Source organism: Pseudomonas lundensis (genome assembly GCF_001042985.1).
GTDB lineage: Bacteria > Pseudomonadota > Gammaproteobacteria > Pseudomonadales > Pseudomonadaceae > Aquipseudomonas > Aquipseudomonas lundensis.
Window position 1 is genome coordinate 1 of the sequence record NZ_JYKY01000015.1, and the last position, 18,303, is coordinate 18,303.

Consider the following 18,303-nt stretch of genomic DNA (forward strand, 5'->3'; position numbering starts at 1 on the left):
GAGATATTAGCCAGTACCTGATGGGCCACTACAACTGGCTCCGGCCCCATCAATTCAACAATGGACTGGCTCCGGCCAAAGCTGAAGAAAAACTCAAAACCGTGTCCGGAATGAGTTGACCACTACAACCACCTCCCGGTCAGTCAGCAGATTGACACTGACCTTGGCCGGATTGTTGAGGGTATTGAACAGGTCAGTACGGACTTTCTCGATATTTGATAGGCCTGCAACGCTGAACTGCCCATCCTTTTCGCGCACGCCAAGCAGTACCACCCCACCCTGAGTGTTAGCAAAAGCAGAGTAGGTCAACCAGAAATCCTTAGGCAACTCTCCCTTCCCATCCTGCCCCTGAGCGAGCTTGCATTCGAGCTCGACAGATTCAACCAGCGAGGGCAGGTCTTCAAGGGTGTGGGGATTGAGTGACATCAAAGACTTCCTAAATGATCAGCCCGCTTCACGTAGCTGCAAAAGGTCGAAGAAAAAAGATACGTGCAGGGATTGTACTCAGTCTTCTATACCAGTATGCAACTTGACGAGCGGAGACTGATCGTGGACGGGTGGAACCGATTCCCAGTGACCCATCAGCAGGAGGATGTCACTCCTCACGACTGTTTAGGCGCAGTCCATGCAATCAGTGCTGGGAAACCGGCCTAACTGCATACGAAACACCGAAAGAGGCTCACCGCAAGGTGGGCCTTTTTTGTGTGTGCTTAAAAAACCCCACCATGCTGTCTTCCCTGCCTAGCGACCCGAGGCATTCCCTGCTGCCTGCAAGCAGCCCGCTTACGGATTCGCAGCGCCCTGCCCGTCATGTCCCGTAGTGAATGATTGCCATCATTCAACAGTGTTAATTAGCCATCATCTCCTTTAAGATCGCCGCGCTTTTGTGTGTGGCGCTTGGCCATCATTCGCTTTAAAAAGCACATGCATGGAAGCGCCTGGATTATCAGCCGATGTTTAAGGAAGAATTTGTGTCCCCTGTTCTATTCCGTAAAAGCCTGCTTGCTCTCGCCATCACGACCTGTGCCCTGCCTGTTCATGCGCAAACGCTGCAACTGACCGATGCCGGCCTGACCCTCGAACGCCAGCAGTTCAGCGAAAACGTCGAAATCACCGGGTCGATGAATCACACCCAAGAGGGTGTGGACGCGCTTCATATCCTGGGTTCGGACTTCGCCAAAGACCTGGTCTTCAACGCCACGATTACTTCAAGCAATAGCTCGGGTGGCGGTATCGACATGGACAGTTGGTACAACCCCAACCCGTCGAACGGCGACGTGATGTGGGCCAACAACACGGTCGGCGGCAACCTGATCAATAAAGGCAGTGTTACTTCCCAAGGCAACGGCGCCACCGCGTGGCTGGTCGATCCTGCCGTCGTGGGTGGTGACGTGATCAACGAGGGTCTGCTGAGCGCCAAAGGTGACCCGGACGTAGGCGAGGATTACCGCGATGTTTCGCGCGCCCTGTACATTTCGGGCTCGACGCACATCAAGGGCGACGTCAAAAACACTGCCTCGGGCAAGATCATTGCTGAAGGCACCGATGCCAAAGCCTTTCAAATGGAAGGCGGCCAGCTGGACGGCCGATTCATCAACAACGGCCTGATTCAAGTGACCGGTGCCGGCAGCACCGCCGTTGATGTGACCAGCTCCGAGCGCTGGAACGGCGTGAGTAATGTCAACGACCGCGCCGATGTACGCGGGATCGAGAACAACGGCACCATCATTGCCATGGGCGAAGATGCCGAAGGCATTCGCGCCGACGGCGTCAGCTTTGCCAGCGAGCAAGCGCATATCGTTAACAACGGCCTGATTCAGACCCAAGACGCCGCCATTGTGATCGGCGGTTTTGATATCGATGGCATCAATCAGGGCGGCGCGCTGAAGGTTGTCAACAACGGCACCCTCTTGTCCCAGGACGAAGCGGTAGATGCGTCGGAAAGCGATGGCCGCGTGTACCTGACACTGGCTGACGGCAGCAAGACCACCGGCAACCTGATCGATCTGAGCATGATCGAAGTGACCGGCAACGCTGCGTTCACGGGCACCGACACCACGGCTGACGGCGCCAACATCCGCATGAAAAATAATGGCTGGGTGGATGTCGGCAGCGCGTCGTCGCCCGCGCACCTGGACCTCGGCCTGCCTCACACCACGCTGGACGGCAACCTGTACGTTGCTGGCAATTCGTCGCTGGGGCTGAACCTGAGCGCTGCCACCGATGCCCGCCGCCCAGTACTGGCGGTCAGTGGTACGGCTGAATTCGGCAAAGGTTCGCAGATCCAGCTGGCCGCCAAAGGCAATGATTTCCGTACCGATGGCACCACCTACACGCTGGTGCAAGCCAATGACCTGCAAGACAACGGGTTGACCGTCACCAGCAGTTCGTCGCTGCTGAATGTCGATAGCTACGTGGTCGAGAACAACCAGATTGTGAGCAAGGTCACTGCCAAAGGCGCGGCGGAAGTGGGCAATGTCATCGCTGACATCGGCGGCTCGCACAATGCGCAACAAGCGGGCGCCGCGTTCACCGAAGTCACTCGCCAATTGGCCATGCTGAGCCCGCAAGACCCGCTGTTCCAGCACTACGTCAACGCGTCCAATAACCCTGAAGCGCTGAAAAAGCTGGCGGAACAACTGGCGCCTGACGTGAACGGCGGCGCAACCCAAGCGGCGACCACCAGCCAGACCCTGATCAGCAACGTGACGGGCAACCGTACCGGCGGCGGACGCGGCCTGTCTTCGGGCGACACGCTCAAGGAAACCGGCGTCTGGGTGCAAACCCTGTACAGCGATGCCAACCAGGACATGCGCGATGGCGTGGCCGGGTTTAATGCGTACAGCCGCGGGATCGCGGTCGGTGCGGACGGCAAGCTCAACGATCAACTGACGCTGGGTCTGGCGTACAGCTACCTGAACACCGATGTGAATGGTAAGGCGGGCAGCAAGACTGAAGTCGACAGCCATGCATTCACGCTGTACGGCGGTTTTGAGCAGGGCAATTACTTCGTTGACGCTGCGCTGACGTACGGCATGAACGACAACGACAGCCAGCGCAACATCGGTAACACCAAAGCCAAGGCCGACTACGACAGCAACCTGTTCGGCGTGAACCTGGTGGGTGGTTACACCTACCACATCACGCCCGACCTGCTGATCGAGCCACGCATCGCTGCGCGCTACAGCCTGGTGGACATCGATGGCTACCGCGAAAAAGGTTCGTCGGCTGCCTTGAAGGTCAAGGATCAGCGCTACGAAGTGGCCGAACTGGGCGCAGGGTTCCGGGTCGCGGCCAGCTACCCGCTGGGTCAGGGCACCCTCACGCCACAGGCCAAGTTGATGGCGTTCCACGATTTTGCCGCTGACGAAGCCAGCAGCACGTCGACCTTCACCCTCGGCAACACGCCGTTCGTCACCAGCGGCGCTGGCGCTGTGCGTAACAGCTACGAAGCCGGTATCGGTGCCGATTACCATCTGGGTGCCGTGACGCTGGGCCTGAATTACGACTATGTCGGCAAATCAGGTTTCGACGCCGATACGTTCTCGGCCAAAGTGCGTTACGACTTCTGATGAAGCCTTCAGGCCCCAACCCGCGCTCGCGGGTCGGTGTCTGGCCGTGGGGCATGGCGCTGTGTATCAGCGCCCTGCTCGGCGGTTGTCAGACGCCACTTCAGGCGATGCAGGAACAGGCTTCACGCCATCAGCAACGGCTTGAAGTTATCCACACCCCACATTTCCCGCTGATGGTGGCCTTGCCTTCGTCAGCCCCCGTTTCGTCGCGCATTCGCGTGTACCTGGAAGGTGACGGCCATGCCTGGGCAACGTCACGCCAGCCCAGCCTGGACCCCAGCCCTCACGACCTGATGATGGCTCGCCTTGCGTTCAGCGATCCCGTGCCCAGTGTGTATCTGGCCCGGCCGTGTCAGTTTGTCAGCGCCCGCGCCTGCACGCCGGTGATGTGGACGGACCGACGTTTCAGCCCCGAGGTGCTGTCGAGCCTCGATCAGGCGCTGGATCAGATCAAGGCACGGCTGGGCAATCAGGCGTTTGAGTTGGTGGGCTATTCAGGCGGCGCCGCGCTGGCATTGCTGCTGGCCAGCCAGCGCGAGGATGTTGCGCAAGTGCAGACCCTGGCCGGCAATCTCAGCCCGCGTCAGTGGGTGGCGCTGCAACAGCTCAGCCCGCTGACCGGATCGCTGGACCCCCTGGACAGGCGCCAGCGCTTGACGCAGATCGTGCAGCGGCATTTTGTGGGCAGCGATGACCGCATCGTGCCGCCGCAATTGCTCGCCCGTTACCGTGACGCCTTGGGCACTGCGCGCTGTCTGCAAGCGGTTGTCGTACCCGGCGCCCGCCACGGCAGCGGCCTGGAACAGGCCTGGCGCCGGTGGCGCGATCAGCCGATTACCTGCCAGCCCTGAACAGCAAAACGCCCCGACCGGTGATCCGGCTCGGAGCGTTTTTCGTTCAGCTGTTGCGCCTGTTGGTCAGGCCGACGGCATCAGAACACGTTGATCGGGTAATCAACGAAGACGCGCAGCTCGTTACCTTCTTTGTTGTACTTGTCGGCGTTGTTCGACACGCGCAACCACGAACCGCGTACACGCACGCTCAGGTCTTTGACCGGGCCGCTTTGTACAACGTACTTGGCCTGGTTGTAGATTTCGCGCTCGGTGCCACGGCCACGGTCGGAACCGTCGTCGATGTTGCTGCCGCGAACGTAAGCGATGTTGTAGGTCAGACCCGGAATGCCCACGGCGCCGAAGTCGAAGCCATAACCCGCTTGCCACGAACGTTCGTCCTTGGCGTTGAAGTCGGACCAGTAGGAGTTGGCCAGCAAGATGGTGTTGCCGCCGTCGCCCACGCCGCCCGCATTGCGATAGCCGCCGTACGGGTAGCCGATTTCACCGGTGCTTTGCTGGTACGCCAGGATCAACGAGTGAGCGCCAAATGCGTAGGTGGTCGCCAGGCTCCAGATTTTGTTGTCCTGACCGTCGACTTCCAGCACATCGCGCGCGTAATCGGAGTTGACGTGCGTGCGGTAGCCGTTGAAGTCAAACGTCAGCGACTGTTTGTCTTGCAGCGGCAGCACGTACGTCATGCCCAGGTATTGCTTGCGCAGCACGTCTTCCATGTCGGAGGCGTACAACGAGGCGGAGAAGTTGTCGGTGAACTTGTAGCTGCCGCCGAACACGTTGATGCTTTTCAGGTCGCCGCTGTCACGGGCGTCAGCGCTTTTACGCGACTCGGCAGTGAAGCGACCGACGTTGATTTCCAGACCGTCGATTTCTTTGGACGTCAGTAAGGTGCCGGTGAAGCTTTCTGGCATCAGTCGCGAGTTGTCGTACATCAGCACCGGCAGAGCAGGCATTTGGTCGCCGTACTTGAGCACGGTGTTGGACACACGGAATTTCACCGCAGCGCCCGCTTTGGCGATGTCTTTGGCTGCTTTGCCGCTATCGCCCACCTTGAAGAAGTCGATACCGCCCGCGCCGCTGAGGTTACCCTCGCTGCCCAGACGAAGGGCGTAAATGCCGAAAGCGTCCACTCCCACACCCACGGTGCCCTGGGTGAAGCCGGAGGTGAACGTGCCCAGGAAGCCTTGGCCCCACTCGGCTTTGCGGTCTACACCGTTTTTGTAGTCACGGCTGATGTAGGCGTTACGCGCCAGCACATTCAGATGGCTGTCTTCTACAAAACCTTTTGCGTCAGCTTGATCGTTAGCCATGGCCTGGGTAGCACTGAGTACGCCCAACGCGAGAAGACCTATCCGTTTGTTCAACATATTATTTTCCTTATTGCTGGATAAAGGCGCGCTGTGGGTTTCAAGCTGAAACATTGAGTGGTGGTTGCTTCACAAAAACAAAAAGGCCCGCACGAAGACGCAATGCAGGCCTTTCGAAGAGTTGGTGTATGGCTTATAGCCACAGGCGTTGGCAGGAATCCTAGCCGTCGTTACATCCGGGTGTCAATTTGATGAAACTTCTAGGGCCTTCGAATGTCGCGCGATCAATGGGGATCAACGCGTTCAGGGCTCTGCACACCCGTTCAGGCCGCAGGCTGGCGCAGGGTTGGAGGGGTCTTTGGCGCCCTCAGCGTCTTGTTGTCGCAGCCAGTGGGCAAAGGCCTGTGGCTTGCCCAGCCAGGGGCTCACATCCACAACGTGATACTGTCCCGCCCGCTCTAGCACCAGGGTCGGGAAACCCTGCCCGCCGACATCGGCCAATAGCCGGCGACTGGCCTTGAAGTGCGCGTGCGTCACTTCGCCGTTGCACGCGTCATAAGCCGTTAGAAACGCGTCCACTTCCAGGCCCATTTCCGCCGCCACGGCCATTAGTACGTCTTCGTCTGCAATCCGGCGCCCTTCTACATAGTGGGCCGTCTGCAAACGCCCCAGCAGTTCAAGGCCGCGCCCGGCCAGTTGCTCGGCGGCCAAAATCGCAGTGGTCGGCGGCGCCGAGTCGAACACCGCGCGGGTGTCACGCAACAAACCTTCGAAATACGCGTCGCCAAACGCCTGCCCGGTGTACTCGGCAATGCGTTTGTCATGGGGCATTACATAGTCACGCAACTGTGCGGACACCGGGCGGCGATGACTGCCAGTCATCATGCCGCCGCTGTGGGCGACCACCGGCACAATCTCGCGGGCAGCGTCAATCAACGGCTTGGCGCCGTAGCACCATCCGCACAGGGGGTCGTAGATGTAATGCAAGGTTGTAGCAGCGGTCATGAACGGTCTCAAGCGAAGTGAAAATCAGGCGGCACGCCTGGGGCTGTCTGCGTTTCATGGCAGCCGCGACGCGGCTTGCCTTGAAACGGGAACAGATCCTAGCGCCGAGACCTGCCCCGAAAAACGCTGAATGGGTGTTTAGTGTGTTTCGTGAATCGTTCAGATCGATTGTTTACTACGGGTCAATCGTTACAGCAACATTCAGACACAAACTTTCCGTTGAAGCGACTGGTAATGATAAACAGCTACTAACAAGAACCATTACCATTCGCGCCCTAAAAAATAGAACCTGTCTTAACCTTCACGGAAGTTTCTCAACCATGCGTTCCCTCTGCCGCTTTACGCCCTTCACATGGGGGCTGTGTGCATGCCTGTACGTCGGATTCAGTTCCGCTGCCACCACCCTTCCCGAAACCTCGGTCAATGCCGCCGAAGCCGAACTCGATGACCCGCGGGTCAAAGAAGTCACGACCGCGACCCGTACCGCGACGCCTGCACGCTATGTGCCGCAGGCCATTGATTCGGTCAAAACCAGTCACGTGATGGTGTACGGCATCAACACGCTGGGCCAGGCCCTGAGCGGCATTCCCAACGTCAGCAGCACGGCGGACACACGCTTCGACAGCCTGCGCATTCGCGGCTTCGACGCCAGCAACGATTTCTACCTCGACGGCATTCGCGACGACAGCCAGTACGTGCGCGACTTGCACAACATTGAACGCATCGAAGTGCTCAAAGGCCCGGCCGCCGTGCTGTATGGCCGCGGCAGTCAGGGCGGGATCATCAACCGCGTCAGCAAAACCCCTCAATACGGGCGCCCGTCCAGCATTCAGGCGCAAGGGGGCACGGACGATTTGCGCAGCCTGTACGCCGACCTCAGCGCCGACCCGAGCGACACCCTCAGCCTGCGCCTGAACATGGGCAACGAAGACAAAAACAGCTTCCGCGATCACGTCAGCGGCAACCGCCAACTGTTTGCGCCGTCAATGAGCTGGCAAATCACCCCGGACCTCAATTGGTTGGTGCAGTACGAATACAGCCGCTACAACCGCACCCCGGACCGTGGCATCCCGAGCGTTGGCGGACGGCCTGCCGATGTCAGCCGTGGCACCACGTATGGCGGGCAAAACGATTTCATCGACGATAAGACCCAAAATCTGCGTTCACGGCTCAGCTATGACGTGAACGAGAACTGGCAACTGCGCCACACCCTGGGCATTTTCAAACTCGACAGCCAGTTCGAAAACACCTACCTGACCGGCTACGACGCCAAGACCCGCAAGGTGAACCGCCAGAGCTGGCAGCAGGACATGACCACCCGCAATGTCTTCAACAATCTCGAAATCGAAGGCGTGTTTGATACGTTCGGGCTGGAACACCGCGTGCTGACCGGCCTGGAGCTGGGCAGCCAGCGCCGTGACCCCAAACTGTACAGCGCCAAGGGCGTGCCGGGCGTTGACCTGTACAACCCGGATCGCCGCCTTCGCCCGACCGGCCCGTTGGTGCTGTCCAGCGACAACCACACCGAAGTCGACAGTCAGGGCCTGTATGTCCAGGACCAGATCCGCCTCAACGATCAATGGCAGGTGCTGGCCGGTTTGCGCCATGACCGGTTTGAAGTCGACACCACCAGCAACCTGAAAAACCTCTCGCAAACCCGCAACAGTCACGGCACCAGCCCGCGCCTGGGGGTGGTCTGGACGCCGCTGGAAAACCACTCCTTCTATGCCTCGTGGACCAAAACCTTCTCCCCGGTGGGCGGCGGTTTGATCGGCATTACGCCGGGCGCCGCGGGCAACACCAACGACCTGAGCCCCGAGCTGACCAAGCAAAAAGAAATCGGCGTGAAAAGCGACTGGCTGAACGAGCGCCTGAGCACCACGCTGGCGGTTTATGAACTGGAGCTTTACAACCGTCGCACCAAAGACCCGGAAAACCCGGAAATCACATTGCTGTCGGGCTTGCAGCGTTCGCGCGGCATCGAGCTGACGGCCAGCGGCAAATTGGGCGGCAACTGGTACATGCGCGGGGGCGTCGGCGTGCAGGACGCCACCGTGGTCAAGGACAACAACGGCTTTGAAGGCAAGCGCATCAATGGTGTGGCCAAGCACAACGGCAGCTTGTTCCTGACCTGGAAACCGGAAATGGGCTGGTACGCCGAAACGGGTCTGACGTTGGTGGGGCAACGCTTTGCCGATAACCAGAACACGGTGGTATTACCGGGTTATGGCCGTTGGGATGCATTGGCGGGGTATCGGGAAAAAGACTGGGAAGTCAGCGGCGCGCTGACCAATCTCACTGACCGCGACTATTACGCGTCCGCCACCAGCGGCTCGCAAATCATGCCCGGCGAACCTCGTAGCCTGGTGGTAACCGGCAAATACAGCTTCTAACCGTTGAACCTGTCACCGTGGCGAGCAACGCGGGGTTGCCTGGGGCACCGTCTTCACGGCCTCGTGCCTCGCCAACGGTGACAGTCAACCGTTCAACTCATCAATACTCCCGACAGGGCCTCCAGTTCTGCCTCGCTGAACAACCCGGCCGGGTAGCGTTCGCGAAGAAGTTGATAGGCAGACTGGCCTGGCGTGTTGCAAGGTCCTTTGCGTTTAAACCAATTGGCCAGAACGATCAGCGACTCGTGACTCACAGGTTGTGGTCGCGAACCTCGCTCGCACAATACGTTCATGACAGCGCTCTCCAGGTACTTGAGCGGCAAATGTACTCAAGGTGTGTGACAGAACATCGCCGCGAGCAGCGCGACATGCCCAGACATGGCTCCCTTTCAAGATTTTTAACAAACTCTTTTCACCCTTTTATACGCGTCATTACGGACTCACCTTTTGACCTGAAACAAAAAACCCGCCGTTCTGGCGAGCGGCGGGTTATTTATTCATCCAATAAGGCGACGAAGCGTCTGGATCAAGCCTTGTGGGGGGCTGGCTGTTGTTGCGTCAGGCAGTGGATGTTGCCGCCGCCCAGCAACAATTCGCGGCCCGGCACCATCACCACTTCATGCTGCGGGAAGAGGTCTTGCAGGATGGCCTTGGCTTGCGCATCCATCGGGTCATCAAAGCTTGGGGCGATGATGCCGCCGTTGACGATCAGGAAGTTCACGTAAGAACCGGCCAGCCGCTCCGAAGGATTGCGGTCCTGGCTGCCCACCACTTTGTCGACGCCGTCGCACTCTTCCTGGGTGGCGTGCAGCGGCCCCGGAATCGGCATTTTATGCACGACAAACGGGCGGCCTTTGGCGTCGGTGCTGGTCAACAACACCTTCATGGCCGCATGGCAGCGCACGTAGTTCGGGTCGCGCTCGTCGTCGGTCCAGGCCAGCAGCACTTCGCCGGGGCGCACGTAGCAGCAGAAGTTATCCACATGGCCGTCGGTTTCGTCGTTGAATAGACCGTCCGGCAGCCAGATGATCTTGCTCACCGCCAGGTTGGAACGCAGCACGTCTTCGATTTCTTCGCGGGACAAATGCGGGTTGCGGTTGCGATTGAGCAAGCACTCGGCCGTAGTAATCAGCGTGCCCTCGCCATCCACATGGATCGAGCCCCCTTCGAGCACGAAACGTTCGGTGTAATAACGCGGGCACCGCTCGATTTCCAGCACCTTGCTGCCCACCTGCTGGTCGCGGTTCCACGGCGCATACAGGCCGCCTTCAAAACCGCCCCATGCGTTGAAATCCCAGTTCACACCGCGGACTTCACCGTGGTCGTTGATCACGAACGTCGGGCCGCTGTCACGCACCCACGCGTCATCGCTGGACATCTCGACCACACGAATATTCGGCACATTCAGGCGGGCACGGGCATTTTCGTACTGGCCGGCAGACACGCAGACCGTCACCGGCTCGAAGCGCGCGATGGCCTTGGCCACCGCCGCGTGCGCGGCCTGCGCCGGCTTGCCACCCAAACGCCAGTTATCCGGGCGCTCGGGCCAGATCATCCAGGTTTGGGTGTGCGGCGCCCATTCGGCCGGCATGTAGAAACCGTCTGCGCGGGGCGAACTGTGCAAAAGAGTGGTCATTGAAATCAGGACTCCGAAAATCCGTCGAGGTTGGATTGAGCCAGCGCACGGCCCGCCATCAAAGAACAGTGGACGCCGCTCAGAGGCACGTCAACACGCTGCCCACTTATAGCCGATAAATATCCATTTTTAAAACGCTTTCAGAGGATCGGTAGGATTTTTTTGGTCGTTTAGTCGATATATATCGATAAATACCCCTAAAAAGCTTACCCCGCCTGTCACCTGCGCCCTTGTGGCCACACCGTAGCACTTGCACCGCCCTGCACATCCCCACAAGCTATGCGCCAATTGTTTGTACACCGTCAGGGAATAAGGGATATCCACATGCGCATTTTAGTCACCGGCGGCGCCGGGTTTATTGGTTCAGCTCTGATCCGTCACCTGATCCAGAACACCGGGCACGAGGTGCTTAACCTCGACAAACTGACCTACGCCGGTAACCTTGAATCGCTGCAAAGCATCGCCACCAACACCCGCTACGAGTTCGTGCAGGCCGACATCGTCGACCAGGCGACCGTCAGCGCCGTAATCGAGCGCTTCCAGCCAGAAGCGATCATGCACCTGGCGGCTGAATCCCACGTTGACCGTTCCATCGACGGCCCTTCGGACTTCATTCAGACCAACATCGTCGGCACCTACAGCCTGCTGGAAGCCACGCGCGCTTATTGGCTCACGCTGGCAGAACCGGCGAAAAGTGCGTTCCGTTTCCACCACATTTCCACTGACGAAGTGTATGGCGACCTGCATGGCGTCGATGACCTGTTCACTGAAACCACCCCGTACGCACCCAGCTCGCCGTACTCGGCCAGCAAAGCCGCTTCGGACCACCTGGTGCGCGCCTGGAACCGCACTTACGGCTTGCCGGTGCTGCTGACCAACTGCTCGAACAACTACGGCCCGTTCCACTTCCCGGAAAAACTGATCCCGCTTGTGATTCTTAATGCCCTGGCGGGCAAACCACTGCCGGTCTACGGCAATGGCCTGCAAGTGCGTGACTGGCTGTTCGTGGAAGACCATGCCCGCGCCCTGCTTAAAGTCGTGACCGAAGGCGTGGTGGGCGAGACCTACAACATTGGCGGCCACAACGAACAAAAGAACATCGACGTGGTGCGCGGCATCTGCGCCCTGCTTGAAGAACTGGCGCCACAGCGCCCGGCGGGCGTGGCGCAATTCGCTGACCTGATTACCTTTGTCAAAGACCGTCCGGGCCACGACCAGCGCTACGCCATCGACGCCAGTAAGATCGAACGCGAGCTGGGCTGGGTGCCGGAAGAAACCTTCGAGACCGGCCTGCGCAAAACCGTGCAGTGGTACCTGGACAACCTTGAGTGGTGCCAGCGCGTTCAGGACGGCAGTTATCAGGGCGAGCGTCTAGGCTCTACAGAACCCAAAGACCTGATTGCATGACCGTGGGCTCGCCTGAATTGAAAATACTGATTAGCGGTAAAACCGGCCAAGTGGCCATGGAACTGCAAAAACGTCTGGCTGATATGGGCGAGCTGATTGTGCTGGGACGCGATGAGCTGGACCTGAGCCAGCCCGAGCAAATACGTGCGCAGGTGCGGGCCCACGCACCCGACCTGATCATCAACGCGGCCGCCTACACGGCCGTGGATCAGGCCGAAAGCGACGTTGATGCCGCCAATGCGATCAACGCCACTGCACCCGGCATCTTCGCTGAAGAAGCCAAGGCACTGGGCATCCCGCTGATTCATTACTCCACCGACTACGTGTTCGATGGCAGTAAAGAAACGCCCTACACCGAAGACGACATCACCCACCCGCTGAGCGTCTACGGCCACAGTAAAGCGTTGGGCGAAAAAGCCATCGCGGCGACGGGCTGCCAGCACCTGATACTGCGCACCAGTTGGGTGTATTCCTCCCACGGTAAAAACTTCCTGCTGACCATGCAGCGCTTGCTGCAAGAAAAGCCGGAACTGCGCATCGTGGCCGACCAGATCGGCGCGCCTACGTGGGCGGGCACCATTGCCCAGAGCACGCGCACATTAATTGAGCGCTGGCAAACAGGCCACACCGGCCCCTGGGGCGTTTATCACCTCACGGCCCATGGCCAAACCTCATGGTTCGGGTTTGCCCAGGCCATCGGCGAACAGCTGATTGCCTTGGGCAAGCCGTGCGCCGTGCTCGAAGCCATCCCTTCGAGCGACTACCCAACCCCCGCCAAACGCCCGCTTAATTCACGACTGGATTGCAGTCGGTTAACGGCCGACTGGGGCGTCACTCAGCCCGACTGGCACACGGCGTTGCGCACGTGCATGGCCGAGCAAGGCTAAACATCGGGCGCGGATGGCTAAAATCCGCAGGTATACTGCGCCGTACTTTTGCGGCGTAGTTTCAACATGATCAAAACCCCTCCCGTGCCTCGCAGACCCCGCTGGCGCAGCCTCGCCTTGCTGGCCTTGTGCCTGGCGCCCTTGTTGTGGCCGTTGCAGCATCTGGCCGAGCGCTATTACCGCAGCGAGCTGGCCGGGCAAAATCGCCAGACCCTGGATCTCTACGTCGCCAACCTGCTGGGCACGCTGCATCGCTATGAAGTGCTGCCGCAGATCCTCGGCGAACTGCCAGCCCTGCGCGCGTTGCTGGCAGACCCGGAAAACCCGCAAATCCTCAGCCACGCCAACCAGTTGCTCAATGACATCAGCACCCAGACGGGCGCCGAGGTGATGTACCTGATGGATGCCCACGGCGACACCCTCGCCGCCTCCAACTGGGACAAACAGGACAGCTTTATCGGCCGCAACTTCGCCTTTCGCCCGTATTTCAGCGAAGCGATGGACGGCAAACTGGGGCGCTTCTTCGGGCTGGGCACCACCTCGGGCAAACGCGGGTATTTCTTTGCCGCGCCCGTGCTCGACGGTGACAAGAAAATCGGCGTGCTGGTGGTCAAGGTCGACCTCGATCACACCGAGCGCCTGTGGGGCCAGACCCCGGAACAATTGATGGTCACCGACCCCAATGGCGTGGTCATTCTCACCTCGCGCCCGGAGTGGCGGTTCAGGGCCACCCGCGAACTGTCACAGCAGGAACAGCAGTCGATCTTTGCCATCCTGCCCTACCCGACCCGCGACCCGAAGCCGCTGAACCTGAACCTCAGCAACTGGCTGGTACAAACCCAGGACATCGACGAGACCGGCTGGAGCGTCAACATCCTCGCACCGCGCACCTTGATCGACCGCCCCGTTCGCACCGTGCTGGCCATTGGGGGCGCCACGCTGCTGGTGGTCATGCTGCTGATCGGTTTGATGATGCAACGGCGCCGACATTATCTGGAGCGTATCGCCTTTGAAGCCAAGGCCCGCCGTGAGCTGGAAATGCGCGTGGCAGAGCGCACCAGCGACCTGGAAGGATTGAACCGACGCCTGCGTGAAGAAGTGCTGGAGCGCGAGCATGCGCAACAAGAGCTGGTGCGCGCGCAGGACGACCTGGTGCAGGCCGGCAAGCTGTCTGCGCTGGGCACCATGTCAGCGAGCATCAGTCATGAGTTGAATCAGCCTCTGGCCGCCATCCGCAGTTATGCCGAAAATGCCGAAGTCTTGTTGGACCATCAGCGCATCGACGACGCCCGCGGCAACCTCAAGCTGATCAATGAGCTGACCGGGCGCATGGCCTCGATCATCGCTCACCTGCGCGCGTTTGCGCGGCGCGATCGGCACGCGCCGGAAAGCGTCGCGCTGCAACCTGCGCTGGATGACGCGCTGGCTTTGCTGGCCAAACGCCGGCGCAGCATGGAAGTCGAGTTGATTCGCGACTTGCCTGCCGCCACGCTCTGGGTTGAAGCCGGTGAAACGCGCCTGCGCCAAGTGCTGGGCAACCTGCTGGCCAATGCCCTCGACGCGCTGACCGAAAAAGGCCCGCCGAGACGATTGTGGCTAAGCGCCGAGTCCACTCAGGAAGGCGTCACGGTGTGCATCCGCGACAACGGGCCGGGGTTCTGCATGGAGGCGTTGGGCCGCGCGGGCGAACCGTTTTACACGACCAAGACCCGCACGCAGGGGCTAGGCCTGGGGCTGGCCATTTGCGACACCCTGATTCGTGCATTTGGCGGCGAACTGCTGTTTGCCAACCACAAGGAAGGCGGCGCCTTAATCACCCTTCGACTGCGCGCTGGCGCACCGGGCGTCAGCCTGCAAGCTTCAGAGGACTCCAGGTCATGAGCTCATTCATCGACTCAAACGTACAGGTCATCCTGATCGACGATGACCCGCATCTGCGCCAGGCGCTGTATCAAACCCTGGACCTCGCTGGCCTTCACGTCCTGCCGCTGGCCGAGGCCACCGGCATTGCCGCGCGCATCGAGCGCAACTGGCCCGGCGTGGTGGTCAGCGACATCCGCATGCCCGGCATGGACGGCCTTGAGCTGTTGGCCGAACTTCACGCCCAGGACCCGGAACTGCCGGTGCTGCTGATTACCGGTCATGGTGACGTGCCCCTCGCAGTCCAGGCCATGCGCGCCGGGGCCTACGATTTTCTGGAAAAACCCTTTGCCAGCGACGCGCTGCTGGAAGGCGTGCGTCGCGCCCTGGCCTTGCGCGCGCTGGTGCTGGACAACCGCAGCCTGCGCATGGCCCTGAGCGACCGCCAGCAACTGAGCACGCGGCTGGTCGGCCTCTCGCCCCCGATGCTGAGACTGCGCGAACAGATCGGCGCACTGGCCGCCACCAAGGCCGATGTGCTGATTCTGGGTGAGACCGGCTCCGGCAAAGAAGTGGTCGCAAGGGCATTGCACGACTTGTCGAGCCGCCGCGACGGCCCGTTCGTGGCAATCAATGCCGGGGCGCTGGCCGAGTCTGTGGTCGAAAGCGAACTCTTCGGCCACGAGCCCGGCGCGTTCACCGGCGCGCAAAAACGCCGCATCGGTAAATTCGAATTTGCCAACGGCGGCACGCTGTTTCTCGACGAAATCGAAAGCATGAGCCTCGATGTGCAGGTCAAGTTGTTGCGCCTGCTGCAAGAGCGTGTCGTTGAACGCCTGGGCGGCAATCAATTGATCCCGCTGGATATCCGCGTCATCGCGGCCACCAAGGAAGACTTGCGTCAGGCCGCCGATCAGGGCCGTTTTCGTGCCGACTTGTATTACCGGCTCAACGTTGCCCCGCTGCGCATTGCCCCGTTGCGCGAGCGCGGCGAAGACGTGCTGATGCTGTTCAAGTACTTTGCCGACGAAGCCAGCGCCCGCCACGGCCTGACCCACAACGTGCTGCAACCGGCCCAGCGCAGCTTGCTGCTGCGTCACGCCTGGCCAGGCAACGTGCGTGAACTGCAAAACGTCGCGGAACGCTTTGCGCTGGGCCTTGAGCTGGCCCTGGACAATGAAACGGCCGAGGCGCCGCCATCGTCTAGCCTTGAGGGTTCGGGCACGCTGAGCGAGCAGGTTGAGCACTTCGAAAAAAGCCTGATCATGGCCGAACTCGAACGCTCTCACAGCTCCATGCGCAGCCTGGCCGAAGCCTTGGGCGTGCCGCGCAAAACCCTGCACGACAAGCTGCGCAAATACGGCTTGCAGTTCGACAGCGGCAGCCACGCCCACCCCGATGAACTTGAGTGATTTGACCAAAGAGGCCTGCATGAACCGCGACAGTCGTTACCTGGAATCCATCCTCCACCACGACATCCCGCTGACCCGCGAAATGGGCCTCAAAGTCCTCGGCTGGCATGACCGGCAACTGCGCCTGCAGTTGCCGCTGACGGCCAACATCAACCACAAGAGCACCATGTTCGGTGGCAGCTTGTACTGCGGCGCGGTGCTGGCGGGCTGGGGCTGGTTGCACTTGAGACTACGTGAAGCGGGCATCGAAGACGGGCACATCGTGATTCAGGAAGGCCACATCAGCTACCCGCTGCCGGTCACGCAGGACGCGATCGTGCTCTGCGATGCACCGGCCGAGGCGGCCTGGACCAAGTTTGTGAGCATGTACACACGCCATGGCCGGGCGCGCCTGACCCTGGAAACCCGGGTCATCAATGCGCACGGCGAAGAAGACGCCGTCCGTTTCAGCGGCCAGTATGTGTTGCACCGTTAAGGCAGCGACGAGGGTCGATCCCGGTTACGGTCGGGCGGGCGAGCTGCAGTAGCGTCTCGCGCCAAGGCGCGTTTGCCGGTAACGCCAAAAACGAATCATTGAGCAGCGATGCCCGCGCCGGGTAAGTGAACGGCTGGCCGTCCAGGTGCAGCACCACACCGCCCGCGCCTTCGAGCACACCTTGGGCGGCGGCGGTGTCCCACTGTGAAGTCGGGGCCAAACGCGGGTAGCAATCGGCCGCGCCCTCGGCCAGCAAACAAAACTTGAGCGAGCTGCCGACGCTGGTCAGGGTCAAGTCACCCAAATGCTCACTCAACCCGGCCAACAGTTTCTCTTGCTCCGGGCTGGAGTGACGACGGCTGGCGACCACTGTCAGCGGCTCGCCCGCAGGCGGGGTGGTGCGTACAGTGATGGGTTCGATCGTGTCGCCATCTGCGCGCCACGCCCCCAATTCTGCGCCGCCGTAATAACAGCGGCCGCTGGTAGGCATCGACACCACGCCAAACACCACACGGCCGTGCTCGATCAAGGCGACATTGACAGTGAACTCTTCAGTGCCGGCAATGAATTCCTTGGTGCCGTCCAACGGGTCGACCAGCCACCAGCGGGACCACTCGGCACGCACGTCTTGGGCGATGTTGGCGTCTTCTTCGGACAAGACAGGGATGCCCGGATCGAGTGCAGTCAGGCCGTCGAGCAGCACGTGATGGGCCGCCAGATCAGCCGCTGTCACCGGCGAATCATCGGACTTGGCGGTGACCGCCACATCAGCGCGCCAGAACGGCAAGATGGCGTCACCCGCCTGATGCACCAGTTGAATCACACCCTGAAGCAGTTTAGGGACAGGCAGGCTCACAGCGTAAATTCCCCGCGCTGGGTCAGCAGATCCCGCGCCAGATACAGCGCCGCCAAGGCACGGCCCTCGGTGAATTGCGGGTTTTGTACCAGCGTCGACAGCTCGCGCAAGTTCACTGTCTCGACCCGCATGGGCTCCGGCTCATCGCCTTCCAGACGCGACTCATACAGGTCGGTGGCCAGCACCACTTGGATTTTCTGACTCATGTAACCCGGCGACAGTGACAGCTCGGTCAGGTGCACCAACTGACGGGCGCCATAGCCCGCTTCTTCCTTCAACTCGCGCTCGGCCGCTGCCAGTACGTCTTCGCCCGGCTCGATCAACCCTTTGGGCAGCGACACTTCGTATTCGTCGGTGCCGCCACAATATTCTTCAACCAACAGGGCATGCTCGGCATCGATCATCGCCACGATCATCACCGCGCCATAACCATTGCCGCGCCCCACCAGCCGTTCATACGTACGCTCAACGCCGTTGGAAAAGCGCAACTGCACTTCTTCAACACGAAACAATCGGCTACTGGCAACAATTTCACGGGCGAGTACGGTGGGTTTTTGGCGCATAGCGGCTCCTCAATATGAACGGGTTACTATACCCCGGCTTTTCCGATTGTCTTGGTCGGATGTTTTTCAAATGCAGGAGAAG

At 60.4% G+C, this 18,303-nt stretch carries 16 protein-coding genes; 9 read left to right on the forward strand and 7 right to left on the reverse strand.

The genetic code is table 11. From position 1 onward, the window contains the following. Positions 1 to 119: IS3 family transposase (locus TU74_RS23495; RefSeq protein WP_048377417.1), on the forward strand; the 119-nt coding region annotated here is incomplete at its 5' end. On the opposite strand, the gene TU74_RS13345 is transcribed toward TU74_RS23495, so the two are convergent. Then, complete coding sequence (locus TU74_RS13345; RefSeq protein ID WP_048376813.1) at positions 94 to 426, reverse strand: AlbA family DNA-binding domain-containing protein; 333 nt, start codon at positions 424 to 426, stop codon at positions 94 to 96. The genes TU74_RS23495 and TU74_RS13345 overlap by 26 nt on opposite strands. Positions 427 to 971: 545 nt before the next feature. On the opposite strand from TU74_RS13345, the gene TU74_RS13350 reads away from it, so the two are divergent. Both TU74_RS13350 and TU74_RS13355 read left to right on the forward strand, forming a co-directional pair. After that, complete coding sequence (locus TU74_RS13350; RefSeq protein ID WP_053070007.1) at positions 972 to 3,572, forward strand: autotransporter family protein; 2,601 nt, start codon at positions 972 to 974, stop codon at positions 3,570 to 3,572. Next, positions 3,572 to 4,423, forward strand: coding sequence for a dienelactone hydrolase family protein (locus TU74_RS13355; RefSeq protein ID WP_048376815.1), 852 nt, complete (start codon positions 3,572 to 3,574; stop codon positions 4,421 to 4,423). Before TU74_RS13350 ends, TU74_RS13355 begins: the two co-directional genes overlap by 1 nt. Positions 4,424 to 4,503: 80 nt before the next feature. Here TU74_RS13355 and TU74_RS13360 read toward each other — a convergent pair whose 3' ends face one another. Then, on the reverse strand, positions 4,504 to 5,787 hold the full coding sequence (locus tag TU74_RS13360) for an OprD family porin (protein ID WP_047272864.1): 1,284 nt from the start codon (positions 5,785 to 5,787) through the stop codon (positions 4,504 to 4,506). 243 nt (positions 5,788 to 6,030) lie between these two features. Next, positions 6,031 to 6,732, reverse strand: a complete 702-nt coding sequence (locus TU74_RS13365; protein ID WP_048376816.1) for a DsbA family protein — start codon at positions 6,730 to 6,732, stop codon at positions 6,031 to 6,033. A 320-nt stretch (positions 6,733 to 7,052) separates the two neighbouring features. On the opposite strand from TU74_RS13365, the gene TU74_RS13370 reads away from it, so the two are divergent. Beyond that, the gene (locus TU74_RS13370; protein ID WP_048376817.1) at positions 7,053 to 9,125 is read left to right on the forward strand and encodes a TonB-dependent receptor; all 2,073 of its coding nucleotides are present in this window, start codon (positions 7,053 to 7,055) and stop codon (positions 9,123 to 9,125) included. Between the two features lie 92 nt (positions 9,126 to 9,217). On the opposite strand, the gene TU74_RS13375 is transcribed toward TU74_RS13370, so the two are convergent. Beyond that, positions 9,218 to 9,418, reverse strand: coding sequence for a hypothetical protein (locus TU74_RS13375; protein WP_047272861.1), 201 nt, complete (start codon positions 9,416 to 9,418; stop codon positions 9,218 to 9,220). Positions 9,419 to 9,651: 233 nt separating this feature from the next. Beyond that, complete coding sequence (gene aguA, locus TU74_RS13380; RefSeq protein WP_047272860.1) at positions 9,652 to 10,761, reverse strand: agmatine deiminase; 1,110 nt, start codon at positions 10,759 to 10,761, stop codon at positions 9,652 to 9,654. 324 nt (positions 10,762 to 11,085) lie between these two features. On the opposite strand from aguA, the gene rfbB reads away from it, so the two are divergent. The 5 genes from rfbB to TU74_RS13405 all read left to right on the forward strand — a co-directional run bounded on the left by rfbB (position 11,086) and on the right by TU74_RS13405 (position 16,802). Then, positions 11,086 to 12,168, forward strand: coding sequence for a dTDP-glucose 4,6-dehydratase (gene rfbB, locus TU74_RS13385; RefSeq protein WP_047291735.1), 1,083 nt, complete (start codon positions 11,086 to 11,088; stop codon positions 12,166 to 12,168). Beyond that, complete coding sequence (rfbD, locus tag TU74_RS13390) at positions 12,165 to 13,055, forward strand: dTDP-4-dehydrorhamnose reductase (RefSeq protein WP_420912164.1); 891 nt, start codon at positions 12,165 to 12,167, stop codon at positions 13,053 to 13,055. Before rfbB ends, rfbD begins: the two co-directional genes overlap by 4 nt. Positions 13,056 to 13,121: 66 nt before the next feature. Next, complete coding sequence (locus TU74_RS13395) at positions 13,122 to 14,936, forward strand: sensor histidine kinase (RefSeq protein ID WP_047291736.1); 1,815 nt, start codon at positions 13,122 to 13,124, stop codon at positions 14,934 to 14,936. Continuing rightward, on the forward strand, positions 14,933 to 16,327 hold the full coding sequence (locus TU74_RS13400) for a sigma-54-dependent transcriptional regulator (protein WP_048376818.1): 1,395 nt from the start codon (positions 14,933 to 14,935) through the stop codon (positions 16,325 to 16,327). Before TU74_RS13395 ends, TU74_RS13400 begins: the two co-directional genes overlap by 4 nt. 19 nt (positions 16,328 to 16,346) lie before the next feature. After that, on the forward strand, positions 16,347 to 16,802 hold the full coding sequence (locus tag TU74_RS13405) for a thioesterase domain-containing protein (protein WP_048376819.1): 456 nt from the start codon (positions 16,347 to 16,349) through the stop codon (positions 16,800 to 16,802). Here TU74_RS13405 and cysQ read toward each other — a convergent pair. Further along, positions 16,774 to 17,658, reverse strand: coding sequence for a 3'(2'),5'-bisphosphate nucleotidase CysQ (gene cysQ, locus TU74_RS13410; protein WP_082149875.1), 885 nt, complete (start codon positions 17,656 to 17,658; stop codon positions 16,774 to 16,776). The genes TU74_RS13405 and cysQ overlap by 29 nt on opposite strands. Next, positions 17,655 to 18,221 carry an ADP compounds hydrolase NudE gene (gene nudE / locus TU74_RS13415; RefSeq protein ID WP_047272854.1) on the reverse strand — a complete coding sequence of 189 codons (567 nt, stop codon included), beginning with the start codon at positions 18,219 to 18,221 and terminating at the stop codon, positions 17,655 to 17,657. Before nudE ends, cysQ begins: the two co-directional genes overlap by 4 nt. Between the last annotated feature and the right edge of the window lie 82 nt (positions 18,222 to 18,303).